This is a genomic window from Nocardia mikamii NBRC 108933 (genome assembly GCF_001613505.1).
In the GTDB taxonomy this organism is placed as follows: domain Bacteria; phylum Actinomycetota; class Actinomycetes; order Mycobacteriales; family Mycobacteriaceae; genus Nocardia; species Nocardia mikamii.
Genome location: NZ_BDCM01000007.1, coordinates 61972 through 84172 on the forward strand (window position 1 = coordinate 61972; position 22201 = coordinate 84172).

Annotated in this window: 15 protein-coding genes; 4 read left to right on the forward strand and 11 right to left on the reverse strand. The window is 69.0% G+C overall.

Annotated features, from left to right (window positions below):
* Positions 1-3: 3 nt before the first annotated feature.
* From NMI01S_RS09760 to NMI01S_RS09810, 11 genes are all read right to left on the reverse strand, one after another.
* Entirely contained in the window at positions 4-7644 is a 7641-nt protein-coding gene (locus tag NMI01S_RS09760) for an amino acid adenylation domain-containing protein (protein WP_062995804.1), read from the reverse strand.
* Positions 7645-7660: 16 nt separating this feature from the next.
* A complete protein-coding gene (locus tag NMI01S_RS09765) occupies positions 7661-9457 on the reverse strand; it encodes a carbamoyltransferase family protein (protein ID WP_062995806.1) in 1797 nt (598 codons plus the stop codon).
* A gap of 9 nt (positions 9458-9466) precedes the next feature.
* On the reverse strand, positions 9467-10291 hold the full coding sequence (locus NMI01S_RS09770) for a class I SAM-dependent methyltransferase (protein ID WP_084512832.1): 825 nt from the start codon (positions 10289-10291) through the stop codon (positions 9467-9469).
* 15 nt (positions 10292-10306) lie between these two features.
* Positions 10307-11452 carry an acyltransferase gene (locus NMI01S_RS09775; RefSeq protein ID WP_062995810.1) on the reverse strand — a complete coding sequence of 382 codons (1146 nt, stop codon included), beginning with the start codon at positions 11450-11452 and terminating at the stop codon, positions 10307-10309.
* A 2-nt stretch (positions 11453-11454) separates the two neighbouring features.
* On the reverse strand, positions 11455-13113 hold the full coding sequence (locus NMI01S_RS09780; RefSeq protein ID WP_084512833.1) for an AMP-binding protein: 1659 nt from the start codon (positions 13111-13113) through the stop codon (positions 11455-11457).
* Positions 13083-13340 carry an acyl carrier protein gene (locus NMI01S_RS09785; protein WP_030515113.1) on the reverse strand — a complete coding sequence of 86 codons (258 nt, stop codon included), beginning with the start codon at positions 13338-13340 and terminating at the stop codon, positions 13083-13085. Before NMI01S_RS09785 ends, NMI01S_RS09780 begins: the two co-directional genes overlap by 31 nt.
* A 24-nt stretch (positions 13341-13364) precedes the next feature.
* Positions 13365-14330, reverse strand: coding sequence for a ferritin family protein (locus tag NMI01S_RS09790; RefSeq protein ID WP_062995814.1), 966 nt, complete (start codon positions 14328-14330; stop codon positions 13365-13367).
* Between the two features lie 499 nt (positions 14331-14829).
* Positions 14830-16086: a divisome protein SepX/GlpR gene (sepX, locus tag NMI01S_RS09795; RefSeq protein WP_062995816.1), complete on the reverse strand. Its 1257-nt coding sequence runs from the start codon at positions 16084-16086 to the stop codon at positions 14830-14832.
* A gap of 229 nt (positions 16087-16315) precedes the next feature.
* The gene (locus NMI01S_RS09800) at positions 16316-16966 is read right to left on the reverse strand and encodes a GNAT family N-acetyltransferase (RefSeq protein WP_062995818.1); all 651 of its coding nucleotides are present in this window, start codon (positions 16964-16966) and stop codon (positions 16316-16318) included.
* Between the two features lie 9 nt (positions 16967-16975).
* Positions 16976-18229 carry a molybdotransferase-like divisome protein Glp gene (glp, locus tag NMI01S_RS09805; RefSeq protein ID WP_036505452.1) on the reverse strand — a complete coding sequence of 418 codons (1254 nt, stop codon included), beginning with the start codon at positions 18227-18229 and terminating at the stop codon, positions 16976-16978.
* Positions 18230-18297: 68 nt separating this feature from the next.
* On the reverse strand, positions 18298-19251 hold the full coding sequence (locus NMI01S_RS09810) for a UTP--glucose-1-phosphate uridylyltransferase (RefSeq protein ID WP_062995820.1): 954 nt from the start codon (positions 19249-19251) through the stop codon (positions 18298-18300).
* A gap of 294 nt (positions 19252-19545) precedes the next feature.
* Here NMI01S_RS09810 and NMI01S_RS09815 point away from each other — a divergent pair, with 294 nt between their 5' ends.
* The 4 genes from NMI01S_RS09815 to mscL all read left to right on the forward strand — a co-directional run bounded on the left by NMI01S_RS09815 (position 19546) and on the right by mscL (position 22174).
* Positions 19546-20223, forward strand: a complete 678-nt coding sequence (locus NMI01S_RS09815; protein WP_062995822.1) for a 5-formyltetrahydrofolate cyclo-ligase — start codon at positions 19546-19548, stop codon at positions 20221-20223.
* Between the two features lie 142 nt (positions 20224-20365).
* Positions 20366-20686, forward strand: a complete 321-nt coding sequence (locus NMI01S_RS34040; protein WP_084512834.1) for an FmdB family zinc ribbon protein — start codon at positions 20366-20368, stop codon at positions 20684-20686.
* Positions 20687-20839: 153 nt separating this feature from the next.
* On the forward strand, positions 20840-21574 hold the full coding sequence (cpaB, locus tag NMI01S_RS09820; RefSeq protein ID WP_084512835.1) for a Flp pilus assembly protein CpaB: 735 nt from the start codon (positions 20840-20842) through the stop codon (positions 21572-21574).
* Positions 21575-21718: 144 nt separating this feature from the next.
* Positions 21719-22174 carry a large conductance mechanosensitive channel protein MscL gene (mscL, locus tag NMI01S_RS09825; RefSeq protein WP_062995823.1) on the forward strand — a complete coding sequence of 152 codons (456 nt, stop codon included), beginning with the start codon at positions 21719-21721 and terminating at the stop codon, positions 22172-22174.
* Positions 22175-22201: the final 27 nt, after the last annotated feature.

Consider the following 22201-nt stretch of genomic DNA (forward strand, 5'->3'; position numbering starts at 1 on the left):
CCCTCACCACTGTGCGTCGCTGTGTAATGCCGCCTCCAGCAGAGCCAGCTCGGCGGCGATCGGATCCTCCGACGGGGGCGGCACGGGCCGGGCCGAAGCCGCCGGTTGCGACTCGGCCGAAGGCGGACCGGTCGGAGTCGCGACAGGGGGGGTCGGCGCGATCGAATCCGCAGCCGGAACCGCAACCGGCGAATCCGGCGCGGACGGGGACGGGGCCGAGGCATCCGAATACGGCCCGGCCGGAGCCGACCCCGCGAGCGGTACGGCGGCGGCGCGCGGTGGTCCGTCCTGCGTCGTCCCGTGTGGCGGACGAGGGGCAACGGCAGCCGTGGCCGGGGACGACGCGCCGACCTCCCCGGAAACGATTGCGGCCGAGAGATATTCGGCCGCCTTCTCGACGGTCGGATAGTCGAATCCGAAGGTCGCGGGCAGCGCGAGTCCGAAGCCGTCCTGCAGGCGTGAGCGCAGTTCGACGACCGCGAGGGAATCCATGCCGAGCTGGGTGAACCCCTCCTCCGGGTCGATCAGATGCCGGTCGTCGAGTCCCAGTACCGCCTTCACCTCGGTGGCCGTCAGATCACGGACGAGGGCCGGCCGGTCGGTCCGGGCAGCGGCCAGGACCCGTTCCCGCAGCGAGGCGGCTGGTCCGGCAGCGGCGGGGGTGGCGGCGATGCTTCCGTACCACGGGTCGCCGCCCGCGGCCGCCGCCAGTTTCGGCCAGTCGAGATCCGCGGCGACGACGGTCGGTCCGGCGGCGACCAGATTGCCGGCCAGCAACCGCAGCCCCTGTTCCGGCGAGAGCGGGCGATAACCGCGCAGCCGGGCCCGCTCGCGCTCCTCGGCGTCGAGACGGGCCGCCATCCCGATCTCCGCCCACGGGCCCCACGCGATGCTGGTCGCGGGGATGCCCTGGGCCCGCAGCACGGACGCGTACCCGTCCAGATAGGCATTGGCCGCGGCGTAGTTGGCTTGCCCGCCCGCACCGACGGTGGCCGTCAGCGACGAGAAGGACACCACGAAATCCGTTTCCGCGCCGATGATGTCGCGCAGCGAACGTATCCCGCCGACCTTGGGCGCGAGGACCTTCTCGAATCGGCCGGCGTCCAGCCCGGCGATCGTCGCATCGTCCAGCACCCCGGCCGCGTGCACGATCCCGCCGAGCGGATGCGGCGCGGCGGCGACCACGCCGGCGAGCGATTCGGCGCCGATATCGGCGGTGTGCACGGTGACCGGGCAACCACCGTCGCGGATCTCGTCCAGCAGCTGTGCGGTCTCGGGATCGGGGGCGGTGCGGCCGACGAGTACGAGGTGGCCCGCGCCCTGTTCGGCCAGCAGCTGCGCCACGCGCGGGCCGATGCCCCGCAGACCGCCCGTGACGAGATAACTGCGATCGGGCCGGATCCGCGCATCCGTTCCCGGCTGTGCACGGCGAAGCCGCGCGACATAGCGATCCTGCCCGCGATGCGCGATTCGCATCTCCGGCGACCACCGGTGGATCTCTTCCGCCAGACGTGCCAGCGACGAATCGGCGTCGTCATCCAGATCGACTGTGCTGCAACGCAATTCCGGATACTCGCGACGCACGACCGTGGCGATACCCCACAGCATGGTCGCGGCCGGATCGGTGACGTCGGCGTCGCCGGTCACCGGCTGAGCGCCACGAGTCGGCCACCACACGCGGACGCGTTCGGACGCCAGTGCCGGTAACGGTCGCACAGCCGCGGCACACCGCTGGGCGCTCTCGCCGACGAACTGCGCGCTCTCGTCGTCCGTCGCGGACAGGCCGCGTAGGTCGACGAAGCCGCGACGATCCGCCGCGGCGAATTCCGCGGGCCACGACCCTATTTCGGCATCGGTGGCGGCGTGGCGGGTGATGCCCGATTCCGGCGGTACCTCCGCGCCGATCAGCACGGTCGCGGCCGGAATCGACCGCTCGCGCAGCACCCGCGCGAACCGGCTCAACCGGTCGGGGTCGTCGTCGACCACCAGCAGCGACACCGGCTCGGCGCCCGCCCCGGCCGCCTCGGTGCGCTGCCAGTGTTGTTCGTGGGTGATATCGGCCGTCTTGTGGGCGAGCGCCCGCTCCACCTGCGCGCGGCTGATGCGCCGCGATTCGAATCCGTCCACGGCGACCACCAATTCGCCGGTGACGTCGTACATCCGGATGTGCGCGGTGAATGCCTCGTCCCCCGCGCCATGTCCGCCCGCCAAGCGGGCGTGGATCCACAGCGGGCCCTCGGTGCGGCGACCGGAGAAGTAGTAGCGGTCGATACTGAACGGAACGTAGATGTTCTCCTGTGCCCGCAGCAGAGCGTTGTCGTATTTCCAGCAGCTGTTGAGCACCTGGAACGCGGCTTCGACCAGCCCGGCGTGCAGCGGTTCCGGTCCGATCTCCACCCCCTCGGGGCGGGTGGTCAGGCACAGTGCCTCGTTGTCGCCCCGCCAGATGGTCTCGATCCAGTGGAAGGAGTTCCCGGTGTCGAGTCCCGGCACCCAGACGTCCCGATAGAACTCGAGTCCGGACAGCTCCTGCGGACAGCGAGCGAGAACATCGCCGCGAGCGGCTTCACCGAAGGTCGAATCCGATTCGGCGGGAGCGCTGTCCAGGGCGGTACGGAACAGCGCCGGCCAGGCCGCGCCCGCACCGGATTCCTCCTCCGCGACGAGGGTCACGTCCCAACCTGAACCGTTCGGGCGCAGCACCAACTGTGCGCGGCGGCTCCCGCCGTCGGACACGGCGAACGGATGGAGGAACAACGTGTCCCGCAGCGCGTACGGCCCGTCGATGTGGTGCGCCGCCGCGGCCAGCGCCATCGCGATATGCGAGGCACCCGGCACCACCGCGGTGCCGAACAGCCGGTGATCGGTCACATACGACGGGGAGTCGCAGGCGAAACTCCGCTCGTAGCGGATCTCCTCCGAGAGCGGCAGATCCACCGGACGGCCGGGCAGCCCCGCGTCCTCGGCGGCGCCGACGGTACGGCGCAGCGCACGTTCCGGTTCGACCCAGAAGCGGCTGCGCTGGAAGGCGTAGGTGGGCAGCGGGATTCGGCGCCCCAGGGCGAACGGCCCCCACGGCGTCGGGCAGATATCCGTACCGACCGCATAGAGTTTCGCCGCAGCGATCAGCAGGGTTCGCTGGAAATCGTGCGGCCCGTCGGCCGCGAGTACGGTGTGCACCCCGTGCCGATCGGCCGCGAGCCGCAGCCGGGCGCGTTCCTCACTGCGCCGGCCCAATACCAGCATCCGGTCGCAGCCCGCGGCGGTCACACACGACTCGACGTCCGAGGCTTGCGACACGAGCCACAGCTCGCGGCGGCCACCATCCGTCGTCAGCGGTGTCGCAGCGGCGGCGTGTCGCATCGCGGTCGCCAGATCCATCAAGCCGGATATCGCCGCCGCCACGTATTCGCCTGTGCCGTAACCGATCACAGCATCCCACTGCAGACCGCACGCCCGCCACACCTGCACCAGGACATACAGCCGGGCCAGATCCGCTTGTACTCCGGTAGGTTCGGCGTCGCCGAGCGCGGCGGTCACCTCCGCCCGCGCCCTCCGCACCACCGAATCCTCGGCGTACAGGTCGAGGAATGCGTCGACGCCGGCTTCGGGAGCCTCGCCCAGGACCAGGCACAGCCGCCGGTCCGCATTCTGTTCCGCCTCGGTGAACAATGCCGCCGCGGGTTCACCACGCAGGTACGCCGCCAGCGCCGTCCGCAACTCCGGCAGCGAGGAGACCACCGCGGCCACGCGACGCTCGTGCTGCTCGCGGCCGAAACCTGTTGTGTAGCAAATATCTTCGATGGCGGTATCGTTGGTCAGCCGATCGAGGTAGCGGTGCGCGAGGTCACGCAGGGCCGCATCGGAACGCGCCGACAACCGGAACAGTCCGGCCCAGCCCGCGGGCACGGCGGTGGCGGTGCGCGGCGGCGCGGCCTCGAGTACCGCGTGTGCGTTGGTGCCGCCGATGCCGAACGCCGACACGGTGGCGATCCGCGGCCGACCCGACGGCCACGCCCGCGACCGCGGCGAAACCTGGAACGGCGTCTCGGACCACGGGATCCGGCTGCTGGGCCGGTGCAGATCGGCCAGTCCCGGCAGGACCGCGTGATCCAATGCCAGTACGGCCTTGACGAATCCCGCTACTCCGGCGGCGGTATCGAGATGGCCGATATTGGCCTTCACCGACCCGACCTCGCACCGATCTTCGCGCGGGCCCCCGAAAGCTTCGGTGAGCGCGGCGATCTCCATCGGATCACCCATCGGGGTGGCCGTACCGTGCGCCTCGACGTATCCGATCTCCGCGGGCGCGACCCCGGCCACCCGGTGCGCCCGGCGGATGACTTCGACCTGGCCGTCGACACTCGGCGCGGTGAAACCGACCTTCGCCGCGCCGTCGTTGTTGATCGCGGTGCCGCGCACCACGGCGAAGATCCGGTCACCGTCGCGCACCGCGTCGTCGAGCCGTTTGAGTACGACCACGCCCGCCCCGTTGCCGAAGATGGTGCCGCCGGCCTGCTCGTCGAAGGCGCGGCAGTGCCCGTCCGGTGAGGCGACCATCCCCTCCTGGTGCAGATACCCGACGCGATCCGGCACTCGCACGGCGACACCACCGGCCACCGCCATCTCGCATTCGCCGCGGCCGATGGATTGGCAGGCCAGATGAACCGCGACCAGCGAGGTCGAACACGCGCTCTGCACGGTGACGGCAGGTCCGTGCAGGTCGAGGCGGTAGGCGATCGAGGTGGGTAGGAAGTCCGGTTCGTTGCCTACCTTGATCTGGTAGTGCTGGGTGGAGGGCAGCCGGGTGAAGTCGTCGGCGAAATAACGATGGAAGTAGCTGCTGGGCAGTCCGCCCACGAACACCCCGGTGCGCGGCCGCTGCGGCGCACCACCGTAACCCGCGTGTTCGAGCGCCTCGACCGCGCATTCCAGCAGCAGCCGGTGCTGCGGATCGGTGACCTGCGCCTCGCGGGCGGTGAAGCCGAAATAGTCGGCGTCGAATCCGGCGATATCGTCCAGGACCGCCGCGGCGCGCACGTAATTCGGCGCGGCGATGCGCTCGGCCGACTCGCCCGCGGCCCGGAGTTGCTCGTCGTCGAGTTCGGTCATCGTCGTGCGGGCACCCGCGATGACATCCCAGAATTCGTCGAGATCGGCAGCGCCCGGCACGCGCACGGCCATCCCGATCACCGCGAACGGACCGCTGTGGTCGGCGGCCTCGTCGGCCAACTCTCGGGCGGCCACCGAGCCGGCGAGGGCCGCGGCCAGCGAGGCCACGGTCGGGTAGCGGAACAGGTCCGTACGCGCGATCGAGATGCCCAGTGCCTCTTCCAAGGCCAGGTGCACCCGGGCGACGAGCAGTGAATTGCCGCCGAGATCGAAGAAATTCGCGGTGGCGGGGACCGAATCGCATTCGAGCACTCGCGCCCACACCGCCGCTATCGCGTGCGAGAGTTCGTTCGGCGACGCCGTGGTCGCGCTGCGCACCGCCGCGACGGGCGCGGGCAAACTCCCGCGGTCGATCTTCCCGGCGGCGTTGCGCGGAAACTCCTCGAGTACAACGATTCTCGCCGGCACCATATACGCCGGCAGCAGAGCACGGGCATGCTCACGCAACACATCGGCCTCGACCATCGCCGCCTCCGCGAGGGTCACGTAGCCGACCAGTTCGCTGCGCTGCGGATCATCGCCGAAGACCGTGACCACGGCCTCGCGCACCCCGTCGGCGGTGCGCAACGCCGCCTCGACCTCACCGGCCTCGATGCGCAGGCCACGCAATTTCAGCTGATGGTCGGCCCGGCCGAGATATTCCAGGCGTCCGTCCGGCAGCCGCCGCACCCGATCGCCGGTGGCGTACAGCCGTTCTCCGGTCCGCCGGTCGGCCACGAAGCGGCCGATCTCGTCGGCGGGATCGACATAGCCACGCGCCAGGCAGACGCCGGCCAGATGCAGCTGACCCGGAACACCGACGGGCACCAGCTGTCCCGCCGTGTCCAGGACGACGGCGCGCACGTTCTCGATCGGCCGGCCGAGGGTGACCCCCGCTCCCGGAAGTACCCGTTCACAGGTGACGTCGACGGCCGCTTCGGTCGGTCCGTAATAGTTGTGGAGCGCGGTATCCGGCAGCAGCCGATGGAATTCGGCGGCCACATCCGGGGGCAGCGCCTCACCGCTGGTGGTCACATAGCGCAGCGAGGTGCACGCCTCGACTCCCGGCTCGGCCAGCCACGTGCGCAACATCGAGGGCACGAAGTGAGCGACGGTGATCTCGTGCGCGCGAATGGTTTCCAGCAGGTAGCGCGAATCCCGATGCCCCTGCGCATCGCACAGCACCGACTGCGCACCGTGCACCAGCGGATAGAACAGATCCCACACCGACACGTCGAAGGTCAGCGGCGTCTTCTGTAGCACCCGATCCGATTCGCCGATGCGAATCGCGTCGTGCAGCAGGCGATTACAGATCGCCGCATGCTCGATCAGCACACCCTTGGGCCGGCCGGTCGAGCCGGAGGTGTAGATGACGTAGGCCAGATCCGTCGGCGCGCCGGCCCGCGCGGGCGCGGGCTCGGCCTGTTCCAGGTCTTCCCAGACTTCGTCCAGATCGATCGCCGCGACGCCCTCGGCCGATAAGCGCCCGGCGATGTCGGCGTCGTCGCACAGCACCACCGACGCGCCGGAATCCGCGAGGATCGTCGCCAGCCGCGCATCCGGATCCGCCGGATCCAGCGGCAGATAGGCCGCACCGGCCTTCATGACGCCCAGCGCCAGCACCGGTACGCGGGGCGAGCGCCGCAGACACAGCGCGACGATCTGCCGGGGCCGCACACCCACGGCGCTCAGATATCCGGCGGCCCGCGCCGCGCGGTCGTCGAGTTCGCCGTAGCTCAGCGAGCCCGCCTCGGATATCACGGCGGGACTGTGCGGCCGGCGCGCCGCTCGTTCGGCGATCAGTGCGTGCAGGGTCGTCGCCGGCCGGGCCGCCGGCGGTCCGGCCGACCACTCGTCGAGGGCCGTCCGGTCGTCCTCCGCCAGCATCGGCAATGCCGCGAGCGCGGTAGCCGGATGCGCGGTGAACGCCTCGATCAGCAGCGCCCACTGCGCGAGAAGCCGGCGCACCGTACCCGGTTCGAACAGCTCCGCATCGTATTCGCAGCGCAGTTCACCGGCGCCGCGATCGTCGACGAAGACCAGATCGCAGCCGACGACGGCCTCGAGCGCATCCTCCGCCGCGTCCGGATCGTGGTCGCCGCTGAGCTCGCAGTAGGCGATCTGGAACAGCGGATGCCGATCGAAGACCGGTGTGGGGCAGAGTTTCCCGATCAACTCGTCGATATCGAAGCCGGCGCGCGCGGCCACCAGCTGCGACCGGGCGGCGTCGACCTCGGTGGCCAGCGCTTCCGCCGTGCGATCCGGTGCGACCGCGATGCGCAGCGGAATCGGCGAATCATCCTCTGGCGCAATCACGCCGAGTGTGACCTCGGCGTGTTCGGAGTACCTGTGGATCAGGGCGATCAACGCCGCCACCGCCGGACCCGGCGGGCCGGGACGATACTCCTCCCGGGCACGCAGATATCGCTGCACCGGTGCGCGGCGGAAATCGGTGGCGATGGCGAGGACGCCGGGAAGAAAGTCGGCTTGCACAGTAACTCGATCCCACTTATCCGGCGCGAACCGGCTCTACCAGGTAATTGCCGATGGCCAGCACATCCAGTCCGGCGGTGACGAAGGTGTCCAAGCCCTCGGCGGGCGTGCACACGATCGGCTGGCCCTTCACGTTGAACGAGGTGTTCAGCAGGATCGGCGTTCCGGTTTCCTGCCGGAAGGCGTCGATCACCGTCCAGAACCGTTCGTTGCGGTCGCGCGACACCGTCTGCACCCGGGCCGATCCGTCGACATGGGTGACCGCGGGCAGACCCTCGCGGAATTCCGGCCGCACCGAGGTGATGAACAACATCCAGGCGTAGGTGTCGACCTCGGCGTCCTTGATGTCGAAATACGTGGTCGCGTATTCGTCGAGGACCGCGGGGGCGAAGGGCCGGAAGCCCTCCCGCTTCTTCACCTTCGCGTTGATGATGTCGCGCATGCGCGGATGGCGGGGGTCGCCGAGAATGCTGCGATTGCCCAGGGCGCGCGGACCGTACTCCAGGCGTCCCTGGAACAGCGCCCCGATCTGCCCGGCGGCCAGCCGGCGGCCCAGTTCGGCGGCCAGCGCCGCGAAGTCGTCGAACCGCGTCGCGGTGCAATCGGTGCGGCCCGCCAGTGCCGCCGCGATCTCGTCGTCGGAGTATTCCGGGCCGTTCAGCGGGGTCTCGATACCCGCGATCGGGGCCGCCTGGTCACGCTGATGGTGGACGTACAGCGCGGCACCCAGCGCGGTGCCGTCGTCGCCGGCCGCGGACTGGATGAACATGCGCTTGAACTGGCGGCTGCGCAGAATCACGCCGTTCGCCGTGCAGTTGAGCGCGACCCCGCCGGCCATGCACAGATTCTTCGCGCCGGTCTGTTTGCGGAAGTGCCGCAGCGTATGCAGCAGCGTCGCCTCGAGGGCCGCCTGCAGGGCGGCCGCGATATCGCGGTGGTGGGCGGTCAGTTCGTCCTCGGGGCCGCGGGCCGGCCCGAAGATCTCCTCGACGGCTTTCAGTGTGCCGCGGTAGGTTTCCCGGTCCAGATCGGTTTCGTTGCGGTACAGGATGGGAATCGTGAAAGTACCGTCCGGCCGCAGATGAATGAGATCCATCATCGCCGCGAAGTGTTTGCGGTGGTCACCGTAGGGCGCCAGCCCCATGATCTTGTATTCGTCGAGGCCGAACGAGAAGCCCAGATAGTAGGTGAAGACGCCGTAGAGAATTCCCAGGGAATTCAGCTCCGAGACCGTCGCGATCGGTTCGATGCCCGCATCCGTGCCGAGCGCGACGGTCGCGCTGTGCTGCTCCCCCATGCCGTCGGCCACCAGGATCAGCGCCGATTCGAACCCGCTCGGGTAGAACGTGCTGGCCGCATGGGCCAGGTGATGTGGCACCTGCACCAGCCGGTCGTCCCAGTCACCGCCGAAGGTTTCCGCGAGTCTGTCCAGCAGCACTTGGCGGGCGAAGACCTCGCGGAAGCGCGCACGCCCGAGTTCGCTGTGGTCGAATTCGGCTCGCAACGGCTCGTAGGAGAAGCCGTGCGCGAGGACGTCGAGCGAATCGACCGAGATTCCGGCCCGCTCGCAGCCGAAACGGATGGCGTGTTCGGGAAAGGCGCCGGTCGCCTTCTCACCGGTGAACCGCTCCTCGGCGACCGCGCTGACCAGCTCACCTTCGTGCAGCAGCGCCGCCGCGGAATCGAAGCCCTGGGTGATGCGATAGTCCCGCCATTCCAGTCCCGGGAAGCGGGCCTGTTTGAACGGCACACTGTTGTGCAGACCGCTGATTCCCATGATCGACTTCGGTTGCGCGGCTGGTGTTCTCACCATGGCGGAGGCTCACAATCTTCGTGCCCGCGGACGTTTGCGGGCGAAATACTGGCTGGTCGCATACAGTTCGACGGCGATGTCGGTATCCGGGACGACGCGCTGCAGGAAGGCGCGATGGGCATCGATGGCCGCCGGGTCGGCGCCGGCGTGTTCCAGGTAGGCGGGCACGCACTGTTCGAAACCCAAGGCGTGCAACATCTTCGCCTCCGGCATGGCCGACACCGGCTGGAAGCGGTCGCGGCGCGCGATGATGAAACCGGCCTCGGTGAGCAGTCGCGGAGTGCGATCGTAGATGTCGTGCGCGGCGCCGCGGGCCCGGCCGAGGGCGAACCACCACTCCCGCCACAGATCCGCGGCCGGATCGTCGGCGGGGACGAATCGCAGTGCCCCGACGTCGGACATCTCGAGCAGCAGCGCACCGTCGTCGGCGAGCATGCGCTCCATCGCGGTGAGCGCGGCAGCGGCGTCGGCCACGTGCATCAGCAGGAAGCGGCTGTACACCCAGTCGACCGAACCGGGTTCGAGCGGTGCGTCCTCGATCCGCGCGTGGACGTAGCGCACCTGCGGCAGATCACCGACCAGCCGGCGGGCGATCTCGAGCTGTTCGGCGGAGGCGTCGACGGCGTAGACGATGCCCTCCGGCCCGACCCGCTCGGCCAGCCAGGCCGTCATCGCGCCGTGCCCGCAGCCGATATCGGCCACCGTCGCACCGGCACAGACACCGACCGACTCGAGGAAGGCCCGGGAACTCGGGTTGTAATGCTGATCCAGCAGGGCCAGGCGCGCCGCGTCGCGATCGCCGACGGCCATGCTGTAGGTCATCGCTGCAGCCATATCGGATTCGTCTCTCTACGATCGCGCGGCCGGTTCGTGCTCGAGCGTGGAGGCCCATTGCAGGCTGTGCGCCCGCTCCGGATCGGGCAGCAGATAGGCCCCGTCCTGGCGCGGCCGGCGGCCCGGTGTCACCAGACCGACCGGCGGCCCGGCGCCGAAATCCAGCCAGGAGGCGGGGATTCGGGACAGATTGCTGACCAGGAAGCCCGACTGCGGCGGATATCCCCACACCCGGTCGAGTCCCGCGATGCCGTGCACCTGCAGGAACGCCTCGAGTTCGGCGATCGCGTCGTCGATGCGTTCGGGCGCGGTGGCGACCGCGTCGCGCACCCAGCCGGCGATCTCGGGAACCGAGGCGTTGCGCACCCGCTCGGTGTCGACATCGACCAGCACCTGCACGAAGGCGTTACCGAAATACGTGGGGCCCAGCTCGCGGACGAAGCGACGGATGTCGACCGGGCAGGCCAGGGTCACCCGGTCGGTGTCCTTGGTCGCCGCGTAGTCGCGAAACAGGCCCGCCGCCACCAGATCCGCGGTCGACAGCCCCGAAACCTCCGCCTGCGCCTCGCATTCGGTCAGGTCGAGCCGTCCGGTGTGGACGTCGAGTTCGGGCAGCTCCAGATCCGGCTCGACGGTGACGAAACCGGCCCGGCGCAACGCATCCGGATCGACGCTGTCGCGTTCGCGGGCCTGCGGCCGCGTCAGCACCTCGCGGTCGCAGCGCGGCGACAGGAAGCGAGCACCGCGTGCCCGAGCCGCCCACGCGGCCAGGAAGAAGAACATGCCGTAGCCGTCCGCCAGGCCGTGCGACATCGACAGCCCGACGGCCGTGCGGTCGCCGCGGGTCACCACCCGGCCGCGTGCGAGCACATGACCCACCCCGATCTCTACCGGGTCGAGGCATTCGCTCAGCGGCACGGTGGATTCGGCGACCGTGGCCCGGATCGCGGGACGCGGGTCGTCGACGTCGAGCGCCAGGGTGCGCTCGTCGAGTTGCACCAGTGCCGCGTCCGCACCGACGAATTCACGGGCGGTCTCGACATAGGCCTCGACGATCCGATCGGCGTCGAGCACCTCGCCGAACTCCACGACGAACTGCAGCGGACCGGCCATATTCGCCGTCCACATGTGGTCGACGGTCGACAGTGGTACCGGCGCCATCGTCAACTCCTCTCCAGGGCGTCGAATTCGCCCTGCAGCAACTGGTTCCACATCACCCGCCGCCGCGGCTTACCGCTGGTGGTGCGCGCGATGAGTCCCCGATCGCCGATGAACAACCGCAGCGACGTCTCCGCTCCGAGCTGCCCGGCCAGGACCTGCCGCAGCCGCACGGCCTCCACCGGCTTGTCCTCGACCAGTACGGCGACGCGAGCGGCGCCGAAGGCGTTGCCGGCCAGCGCGACGACTCGATTGGCGGGCACGCCGAACGCTTCCACCACCGCCGCCTCGATGTCCTCGGCATAGACCGTGCGCCCGCGCACCTTCACCGCGTCGCCGACCCGGCCGATCGGATACACCTGCCCACCCACCAGCAGGCCCGCGTCACCGGTCGCCAGCGCGCCGTCCTCGGCTCGCGACAGGTCGCGAGTACCCTCCGCCGTCCGGTACTCCCGAGCGACGCTGGGACCACCGACGATCAATTCGCCCGGCGCTCCGGCGTATTCGTCGGTCGACGCGGCCCGCACCGTCACCCCGTCCAGCGGCGCGCCGCAGCCGACCAGCCAGCGCCGGCCGTCCTCGAGCGGGGCGGACATCAGGTCGAACGGACCGTCCACGGCACCGGTGTCGGGTGTCACCGCGGCGACCTGCACCGGCTCCGAGGGGCGCAGACCGGATACCGCGAGCGTGCCCTCGGCGAGCCCGTAGGCGGGACACGGTGTGCGCGAATCGAATCCGTAGGGCGCCAGCCGCTCGGTGAAGCCGCGCAGAATCGCCGGATCGATCCGCTCGGCGCCCACGATCATCACCCGCCAGGGATCGAAATCCATTCCCGCCAAGGCTTCGTCGGTCATCTTTCGCAGCAGATACGCCAGCGCGAAGTTCGGTGTCGCCGTGATCGTCGCACCGTCGCGGCCGAAACAGGACAGCCACGACAGCGGATCTCGAATGAAATCGATCGGCGTCATGGCTTGAATGTCCAGATTCAGAATGGTCGGCGTGATGATGCAGCCGATCAGCCCCATATCGTGATACGGCGGCAGCCAGGTGGCGATCCGGTCCGTCGGCCGAAACTCCAGCCACCGGTCGATCGCGGCGCAATTGGCCTCCAGATTCGCCACCGACACCCGTACCGCTTTGGGCGAACCGCTACTGCCGGAGGTGAATTGGAGCAACCCGATCCGGTCGGGCTCGCAACCCGGCAGTTCCGCCACGGCGGGAGTCTCATTCGACGTCCCGACAATCGTGATCCCGCCCAGGGATTCGAGCAACGGATCAACCACCGCGGCAAGTTCTTCGGCCACGATGATCGCCGACGGCGCGGCCGCGGCCAGCAATGCCGATAGTTGCTGCCGATACGCCGACTCGTTCTGCAGCGGTAGCGGCGGCGCCAGCGGATTCGGTGTCGCCCCCGCGGCCAGCACGCCGAAGAAATTCGTCATGAATCGTTCCGGAGCCGATTCCACGATGGAAACCACCGCACCCGGACGCACCCCGGCGTCGATACAGGCCGCGGCCACCCGCCGCACCTGCTCACTCAGCCGGGGGTAGCCGACGCGCCGCCATTCACCCTCGTCGGCGATGGTCCAGCCGCGGTCCTCGCCGTCGTAGGCCAGCCAGTCGAGCAGGCCCGTCACGGCTGTTTCGCCCGCAGCGCGTCGCACACCATCTGCTCGATATCGCCGACGGTCACCACATTCGTCGCACCGGAGTCACCGCCGGCATCGATTCCGAAACGCACCTGCAGGCCGAGCGCGAGTTCGATCAGGGCCAGTGAGTCGTAGCCCAGCTGTTCGGCCAGCACATCATCGGAGGCCAATTCCGCCGAGGGCTGGGGGGCGTGCCGACGGACCAGTTCCCGTACCTGGTCGCGCACTTCATTTTCGTCCACGAAATGCTCCCGAATTGTTTGTGTTCACCGCACGAGGTACGTGATCGGATGTGGTTCGCCGTGTATGTCGGCATATTCTCCGGCGGCCGCCGCGCAGGATTCCCGCCAATTTCCCGCGAGTTCCGAGATGACGTCGCGCGGTATTCCGATCGACGTCATTCTGCGACCGAGAGAACTCTCCGCGAATTCCCATTGTTCGTGAAGTATCTCGGCGCGTTTCTGCAATACCGGAACCAATCGCGGAAACGGATCCCGGGTTTCCGGATCGACCAGAGTCCGGGCCGCCGCCGGAAGATGTCTGCGAATCGTCTCGACAATATGATCGCGATATCCGCCTCGGACTCCGTTGCGCAACGCCAGCACACCGAAGGAAATATGCCGCGATTCGTCTCGGGCGACGTTCGTGATGCCGGTCCGCAGGATGTCGAAGCGCGGCAACGCCCGCACGGTGCCCAGCACGGTGTGCAGGCCGGTCATCGCCACCGCACCTTCGACCAGCAGGTGGTAGACCACCACCCCCTCGTACCAGGCAGCGGTGTCGGCCGGGTCCGCACGCACCCGCTCGACCGCGTCCACGAGCGCCTTCTCGAACAGGTCACCCACCTGATCGACGCCGCTGACCTGCGATAACTCCTCGTTGCCGAGCGTTTCGGAGAGAAAGGCCAGGTAGCGCCGGAAGAAGACGGTATGGCGCGCCTCGTCGGCCAGCTGGGTGGCCAGATAGATCGTGTAGTCGACCTCGGGCGCGGCGTAGGCCAGCGGCGCCAAGGTCTCGGTCACGGTCGTCTCGCCGATCAGGAAGCGGGCGAGGGTGGCCAGCAGCGGCAACCGCGCGAACGCCGGCAGCTGAGTCCACCCCTCGGCATCACGCTCGTATTCCAGGCTCTGCGCCTGCCATTGCTGCATTTCCCAGCGGCGATAGAGATCGAGCGCGGTGACCCGTTCGGCAAGATCGATCTCGATCTCGTCGATGACCGTTGAATTGTTCATCGCGATTTCTCGATCTGTTACGACGGCAGGCCGGTGAAAATCGATAGCAGAATGCTTCCATACACGTCGATCAGCCCTTCCAACCGCCCAGCTACCCCACGCGCAGCGTCCTCACCTGCTGCGGCGTGTCAATACCCGTGACCACGCATCCGTACCGGAAGGATTAAATCCTTCGATCTTGTGGACAGCGATTCTGCACGGTGCCCGAGCTTACTCCCGAAATAGCCCGCGAGCCACTCGTAACGAGCAGATCACAACGGCAAAAGGTTATCTATGAATTTGCCGCCTTCTCGGCACTCCCGGTGAGTGGACACGGACGTTTCACATTCCGGCTGACAGCTCACCACCCCCCACCCCTCGAGTGGGATGCGGGAAGTTAGCCAAAGATGCCTATCCGCCCGCTCGCAGCGGTGGAAAAATCGCCCCATCACGCCGAAACGGCCGCCGCCCGCAGCCCCTGGCTACGATGCGGCGGCCGTCGATGACCGGCTGTCCGCTCCTATTCGCCTGCGGCGCGGCGGATTTCGCCACCCGCGGCCCGGTTCCGGGTGGCCCGGGCCGCGGCGGCGTCGAAGTGCTCCAGATGGTCGAACAGTGGGTCCTCGTCGTCGACGTCGAGCACCACCGCGCGGCGGCGCAGAGCACGCGCGGCGTCACGGTCCATACCAGGGCGCCGCTCGGCCCGGACCTGATCCTGCGCAACGGGTTCGGCCTTGCCGGCCGGGCGCTGCCGCGCCCCGGGCAGCCGCGCGGCGCGACGACGGCGGATGTCCTCCTCGAAGCGCACCTGCCGCCGCAGATACGCCAGATAGGCCCCGAACGCCACCACCGAGAGCGCGCACCCCCACCACAGGGTCGCGCTCACGACGATCGCGAAGGCGCCGAAAAGCAGTGTGCTCAGGATCAATCCGAGCGCGGTGCGCTGCCGGAAGCGATACCGGGCCGCGCGCGCGATCGCGTCGGCCTCCGGATCGAACCCGCCACGACCACGCCGGGACGGGACGAAATCGCGTGCTCCCGAAGCGGGTTCGCCGCCGGCGCGATCGTCGAGATCGTCGGAGTCGTCGAGATGATCGGGGTCGTCGAGATAATCGGAGTCGTCGAGATCGTCGTCGGCATCCACATCGCCGCGCCGGGCCGGAACCGCCGCGCTCGGTGCGGGTGGGATGCGGGCCATGCTGGCCTGCGGGCGATCCTCGGTCTCGGCGGCGGCCGGTACCTCGTCGGCCTGCTCACGATCGTCGGCATCGTCCGGACCGCCGGTGTGGGCGGCTCCGGCGAGGTCACCGTCGCCCTCGCCTCCGGCTGCGCCGTCGACGTCGTCGCGTTCGTCGCCGCCCGGCTCGGCATCGGCGTCGACGGGGGTTTCGGGGGTGTGCTCCTCACCCGCGTCGGCGCGACCGGGCGGATCACCGGCACTCCGGCGGGCCCGCGTCACCTCCGATTCGGCGCGCTCGGGTGCGTTCCGGTCGTCCTCGATGACGGGCTCATCGGCCGATGTCGTCATCCGGTCCTCCGCATCATCGCCGTGGGAAAGCCTTTTCTGCCGAGGGGCCGGCACCCAGTCCGGATCGGTCTCATGTCCGGTGGCCGGCCCTTTCTTCGCACGTCGTCTGGTACCGCCTCGATGCAGCACCCGGGTTGCCAGGGCCACGTCCGTGGTGCGGCGGATCCGCGGATGCCGACCCGCGAGCATCGGGAACAGCACGAAGACCCAGAGCACGACCAGCGCGATCCACAAGATCGAATTCGGCATCGCGCTCCCACCTCCGTCCCCGCCTGACCACTGTCCCTTCTCGACCACTGGGCAGGTTCTCGCCACCTGTTCCGTCCTGGCACCGGACGCACCACCGACGTCCGTAGGTTAATGCGGCGTCACAGGAATATCCCGCAGGCGCGCCGCCCACACCCGTCCCACCCGTCACAAGCCGGTCATCACTCCGCCCGGGCGCGTCGACGCGGAACACGCCGTGTGACAGGGCCACTCACGGCGGCGTGGCACGACCGGAGCGGATAAGGCGATCGACGACCGTGCCGGATACCTCCTCGACGGTCATCGCGACCAGCAGATGGTCCCGCCATTCGCCGTCGACGTCCAGATAGCGTCGCAATGTGCCCTCCTCGCGGAAGCCCACATTGCGCAGGACCGCCTGGCTGGCCAGATTCTCCGGGCGCACCGTCGCCTCCACCCGGTGCAGGCCCACCGGCCCGAAACAATGGTCCAGACCCATCGCCAGCGCGGCGGTGGCGACCCCTTGGCCGCCGACGTCCTTGGCGACCCAGTAGCCGATCCACGCCGAACGCAGGGCCCCGCGCACGATATTGCCGATGGTCAGCTGGCCGCCGAAGGATCCGTCGACCTCGATCACCAACGGCACCATCGCACCCCGCCGCGCCTCGGCCTTCAGACTCGACCACAGCGAGGGCCAGTTGGAGGCGTGATTGCGCGCCTCCCAGCTACCCCGGCCGGTCGGCTCCCACGGCTCCAGATGTTCGCGGTCGCGCAGGCGGATGCGCGACCAGGCGGCCGCGTCCCGCAGCCGGATCGGGCGCAAGGTCACCCGTCCGCCCGCGACGCGAACCGGACCGAGATGTGCGGGCCAGCCGGGATGCTGGGCGGCCCGGAATACGTTCATGTCCACCGATCACCCGCGCTGTGCGAGAAATGCGACCTGGACCTCGTCACCGGTGCGAATATCGGTGACCTCCGGGTCGATGACGATCAGGCTGTTGGCCTCGGCAAGGGTCGAGAGCAGATGCGACGAGCCGTTGACACCCAACGGCTGAACCAGGTACTCGCCGGTCTGCTCGTCACGCATCAACTGCGCGCGCAGATAGCCGCGGCGGCCCTCCATCGAGGTGATCGGCATGATCGTGCGGGCCCGCACCACGCGGCGCATCGGATGCCGGCGACCCAGCGCGATCCGGATCAGCGGCCGCACCATGATCTCGAAAACCACCAGCGCGCCAACGGGATTCGACGGCAGAAGGAACGTCGGGACCTCGTCGCGGCCGAGCCGGCCGAATCCCTGCACGGAACCCGGATGCATCGCGACCCGATCGATGGTCAGCTCACCCAGTCCCTCCAGGGCCTCACGGATCTGATCGGAGGCCCAGCCGCCGACCGCGCCCGCGATCACGACCACCTCCGAACGCACCAGCTGTCCCTCGACCACATCGCGCAGGCGCTTGGGATCGGCGCTGACGATACCGACCCGATTCACATCGGCGCCGGCGTCGCGGGCGGCGGCGGCCAAGGCGTAGGAGTTCACGTCGTAGACCTGTCCCGGACCGGGCGTGCGGTCGATGTCGACCAGTTCGCCACCGATCGAGATGACCGACAGTCGCGGCCGCGGATGCACCAGCACCTTGTCCCGGCCGACCGCCGCCAGCAGGCCGACCTGCGCCGCGCCGATGATGGTGCCCGCCCGGACCGCGATATCGCCGGGCTGCACATCGTCACCGATGCGCCGCACGTAATCGCCGGACCGGACCGGCTCGTAGATCTTGATCCGGGCCCGGCCGCCGTCGGTGAAATCCAGCGGCAGCACCGCATCCGCCAGCGTGGGCAGCGGCGCACCGGTGTCGATGCGCACCGACTGCCGCGGCTGCAAGCGGATCGGCTGGCGCGAACCGGCGGCGACCTCGCCGACCACCGGCAGCGTCAGATCGATCGGATCACCGTCCTCGGTGCGGATGTCGGCGCCGGCGCCCTGCACATCCACGCTGCGCACGGCATATCCGTCGATGGCGGCCTGATCGAAGCCGGGCAGCGGACGCTCGGTGACCACATCCTCGGCACACAGCAGACCCTGGGCCTCGGAAATCGCGACCCGGACCGGCCGCGGGGCCACGGCCGCCGCGGTCACCTTGATCTGCTGGTCCTCAACCGAGCGCATGCCGCCCTTCCCCTTTACTCCGACTGATCACCCGGTCCCGCGGTGACGGGACCCGGCCGACCCCGCCGTCACGACGAGATCAGCTGCGGGTTCCAATCCGGAGCAAGCCGACGCTGCAACCACTCGCGCAAGGCGGGGCCGTATTCGTCTCGCTCCAAAGCGAAATCGACCGCAGCACGAAGATAACCGCCAGGGTTGCCGAGGTCGTGGCGCGACCCACGGTGGACGACGACATGAACCGGATGTCCCTCCGCGATCAGCAGCGATACGGCGTCGGTGAGCTGGAGTTCACCACCCGCACCCGGCTCGATGCGGCGCAGCGCGTCGAAGATCGCGCGATCGAGCAGATACCGGCCCGCGGCGGTGAAGGTCGACGGCGCCTCCTCGAGCGCCGGCTTCTCCACCATGCCGACCACGCGCAGCACGTCGGGGTTCGTGCTGTCGGTCACCGGCTCCACGTCGAAGACGCCGTAGGCGCTGACCTCCCGCTTCGGGACGTCGATCGCGCAGAGCACCGTGCCGCCGCGTTTGCGCCGGACGCGACTCATCACGTCGAGGACGCCGCACGGCAGCACCAAGTCGTCGGGCAGCAGCACCGCGATGGCGTCCTCGTCGGGATCGAGGGCCTGCTCGGCCTGGGCGACGGCGTGGCCCAGACCGAGCGGCTCGTCCTGGACGACCGAGGTCACATCGAGCAGGCCGGGAGCCTTGCGCACCTTCTCCAGCAGCTGGAACTTCCCGCGTTCGGCGAGCGTGCTCTCCAGCACCAGATCCTCGACGAAATGGGCGACGACCCCGTCCTTACCGGGCGAGGTCACGAGGACCAGCCGTTCGGCGCCCGATCCGGCGGCCTCGGCGGCCACCAATTCGATACCGGGCGTGTCCACCACCGGCAGCAGCTCTTTCGGCACGGTCTTGGTCGCGGGCAGGAACCGTGTCCCGAGTCCGGCCGCGGGAACCACCGCGGTGCGGAAGCAGGAACTCACGGCCTGCGTCGCGTCCGATCCGGCGTCAGCTGTCATAAGTGCACACCCTATCCATCGCTCTTGTCGTCGGACCGGCTCAACACCGGCCCGGCATCTGGGAAGCCTAGGCGGCCGCGGCGGCGCCGTCGCACCGAAACGGTGCGGCAGCAACCCTTCCGTGGTCCACCGCCGGCTCTCTCGACTACCCGTCGGAGAACCGGCCGCAACCGTCGTTTCACCGCGTTACCAGCGAGTTCGTGATACCGCGTCGGGTCAGCGATTCCCCGTCGAGGGCATCTGGAAACACGGGAGCGGGCAAACTCACCGTTCGCCCCACCTAGGGTGAGGCCTGTGGAGATCGCCGGTCAGCGGGACAAGGGGCGGTGGCGAGCGGAATTGCTCGCCGCCCGGGCGGCGGTGCCGCCGGAGACCAGGGCCGCGGAGGCCGAGGCGCTGAGCCGGTCCGTGTCGCGGGTACTGGACCTCGGCGCGCGGATCATCGGCGGTTCCGGCGTCCCCCGGCCTGGGGGCGAAGACGGATCGGGCCCCGCTTCCGGATGGGTGGCCGGGTACATCCCGGTCGCGGGTGAGCCCGGTTCGGTGGCGATGCTCGAGACCCTGCGGGCCGCGGGGGCACGGGTGATGGTCCCCGTGACAGGGCCGCCCGGACCACTGGACTGGGCGGAATACACCGGCGTCGACTCCTTGCGGCGGGCCCGCTACGGATTGCTGGAACCCGACGGGCCCACCTTGGGTGCGGCGGCGATCCGGTGGCCGGAGGTGATCCTGATCCCGGCGCTGGCGGTCGATCGACGGGGTGTGCGACTCGGTCGGGGCGCGGGCTATTACGACCGGACGCTACCCGCGGCGCGGCCGGACACGCGCCTCGTGGCCGTGGTCCGGGACACGGAACTGCTGGATGTGCTGCCGGAGGAACCGCACGATCGCCGGATGGGGTGGGCGTTGCTGCCGGAGGCCGGATTGTGCAGGCTCGATGCCGGCGATCGCGAGATCGGCGCCCATCGCTGACCGTCCGTAGCGGACGTCGGGTCCGCCCGGGCTCCGTGCGCCTCGCCGACCTCACGGGCACCATGGGAATCAACACCGGATTGGCACTGTTGGCACTGTCGGCTGTAGAGTGCTAAAAGACGAAAACCGTGGAGGTTCGCAGGTGCCTACTTACTCGTATCAGTGCACGCAGTGTGGCGACAAGTTCGACATCGTGCAGTCGTTCTCCGATGACGCCCTGACCACCTGCGAGAAGTGCAACGGCAAGCTGCGCAAGCTGTTCAACTCGGTCGGCATCGTCTTCAAGGGCAGCGGCTTCTACCGCACCGACAGCCGCAACGGCTCGTCGTCGGCCAGTGAGCCCGCCGCGAAGTCGAGCGAATCCAAGTCGAGCGATTCGGCCGGCTCCAGCAGTTCGTCCAGCTCGTCGAGCAGCTCGGGTTCGTCGTCGAGTTCCTCGTCGACCAGCACCGCCGTCGCCTGACCCCATTCACCGGGCGGCCACGCACCGCCCGGCCGGTCATTCCCTCCGCCCGCGCCGGCCGCAGTTGTCCACAGTCATTCCGTTATCCACAGAAAAGTTCTGACCTGCTCTTTCCCGGATGACCGAACGGCCGTGCGCCCTACGGTGGCCGGTATGGCGACCTTGCGATTCGATCGGCTACGCGCCGTCGATACCGATCTCGGCCGGGCACGGGGCACCGAATTCCTGTCTCGAATACGGCCACCCTGGCTCGACCTGACCCTGATACGCCGGCTGTCGGCCGTCGGACTGGCCGCTGCGGCAGCCGTCGTCGCCCTGCGCGGTGACCCCGCCGGGCATCGCACACCGGTGGTGGTCGCGGCCCGGGACGTGCAACCAGGGCAGGTGCTGGCTCCCGCGGATCTGCGGTACGCGGATCTGCCGCCGGAGGCGGTACCGGAAGGCGCAGTCACCGATCCCGCGACGCTGCTCGGCGCGACCTCGACCGGCGCGGTACACGCCGGGGAAATACTCACCGATCTCCGGATCGTCGGCCCACGCCTGGCAGCCGCGGCGACCGGCACGCCGAATGCCCGGATCGTGCCGATGCGGCTGGCGGACAACGCAATTGCCGACATTCTGCGACCCGGCGACCGGGTGGACGTGGTCGCCGCGGAAGACACCGAGGCACACGGCGATCCGGAGGCGATCGCACCACGAGAGCGTTCGCCGTCCGCGCACACGCTCGCCACCGATGCCGCGGTCGTCCTGATTTCCGGTGCCGCCGACACCGGCGCCCGGACTCGCGCGTCCCCCGAACGAATCGTGCTGCTGGCACTCGATCCGGGGCATGCGACCACCGTCGCGGCCGCCTCGTTGCACACCGCCCTGACCGTGGTGTTTCACTGACGTTCGCCGTGTTCGCCAAGCATTTGCCGCAACTGTCCGTTAGCATCCCGAGAACCTCATTCGATAGCAGAAAGCAATCGCATCGAATGCCACGACCAGACCGAACGGCGAGGCGCGGGCACGCCGGATGAGACAGGAGCCGCAATGCTGAAAGGTTTCAGGGATTTCCTGCTCCGCGGGAACGTGATCGATCTGGCGGTCGCGGTCGTCATCGGTACCGCGTTCACCGCGGTCGTCACCGCCATCGTGACGGGAATCGTCAATCCCCTGTTGGATTTGTTCGGCGGGGCGAACGAACACGGCTGGGGCTTCTATCTGGATTCCAGTAAACCGTCCACATTCATCGCACTCGGCCCGATCGTCACCGCCGTGGTCAACTTCATCCTCATCGCGGCGATCCTGTACTTCATTCTGGTGCTGCCGGCGGGCCGGCTCATGAAGCGCTACGGCACCGAGAAGGAAGCCGTGATGACCGAGGTGGCGCTGCTCACCGAGATCCGTGATCTGCTCTCGGAGGGCAGCAAGAGCGCCGACGGCCGGCACGAGTTCGCCGACGTCGATTCCCTGCGCCGACAAGGGGATACGCAGCGAAGCCGGTGACGGCAGCAGCCCTTGCCGCGTATCCGG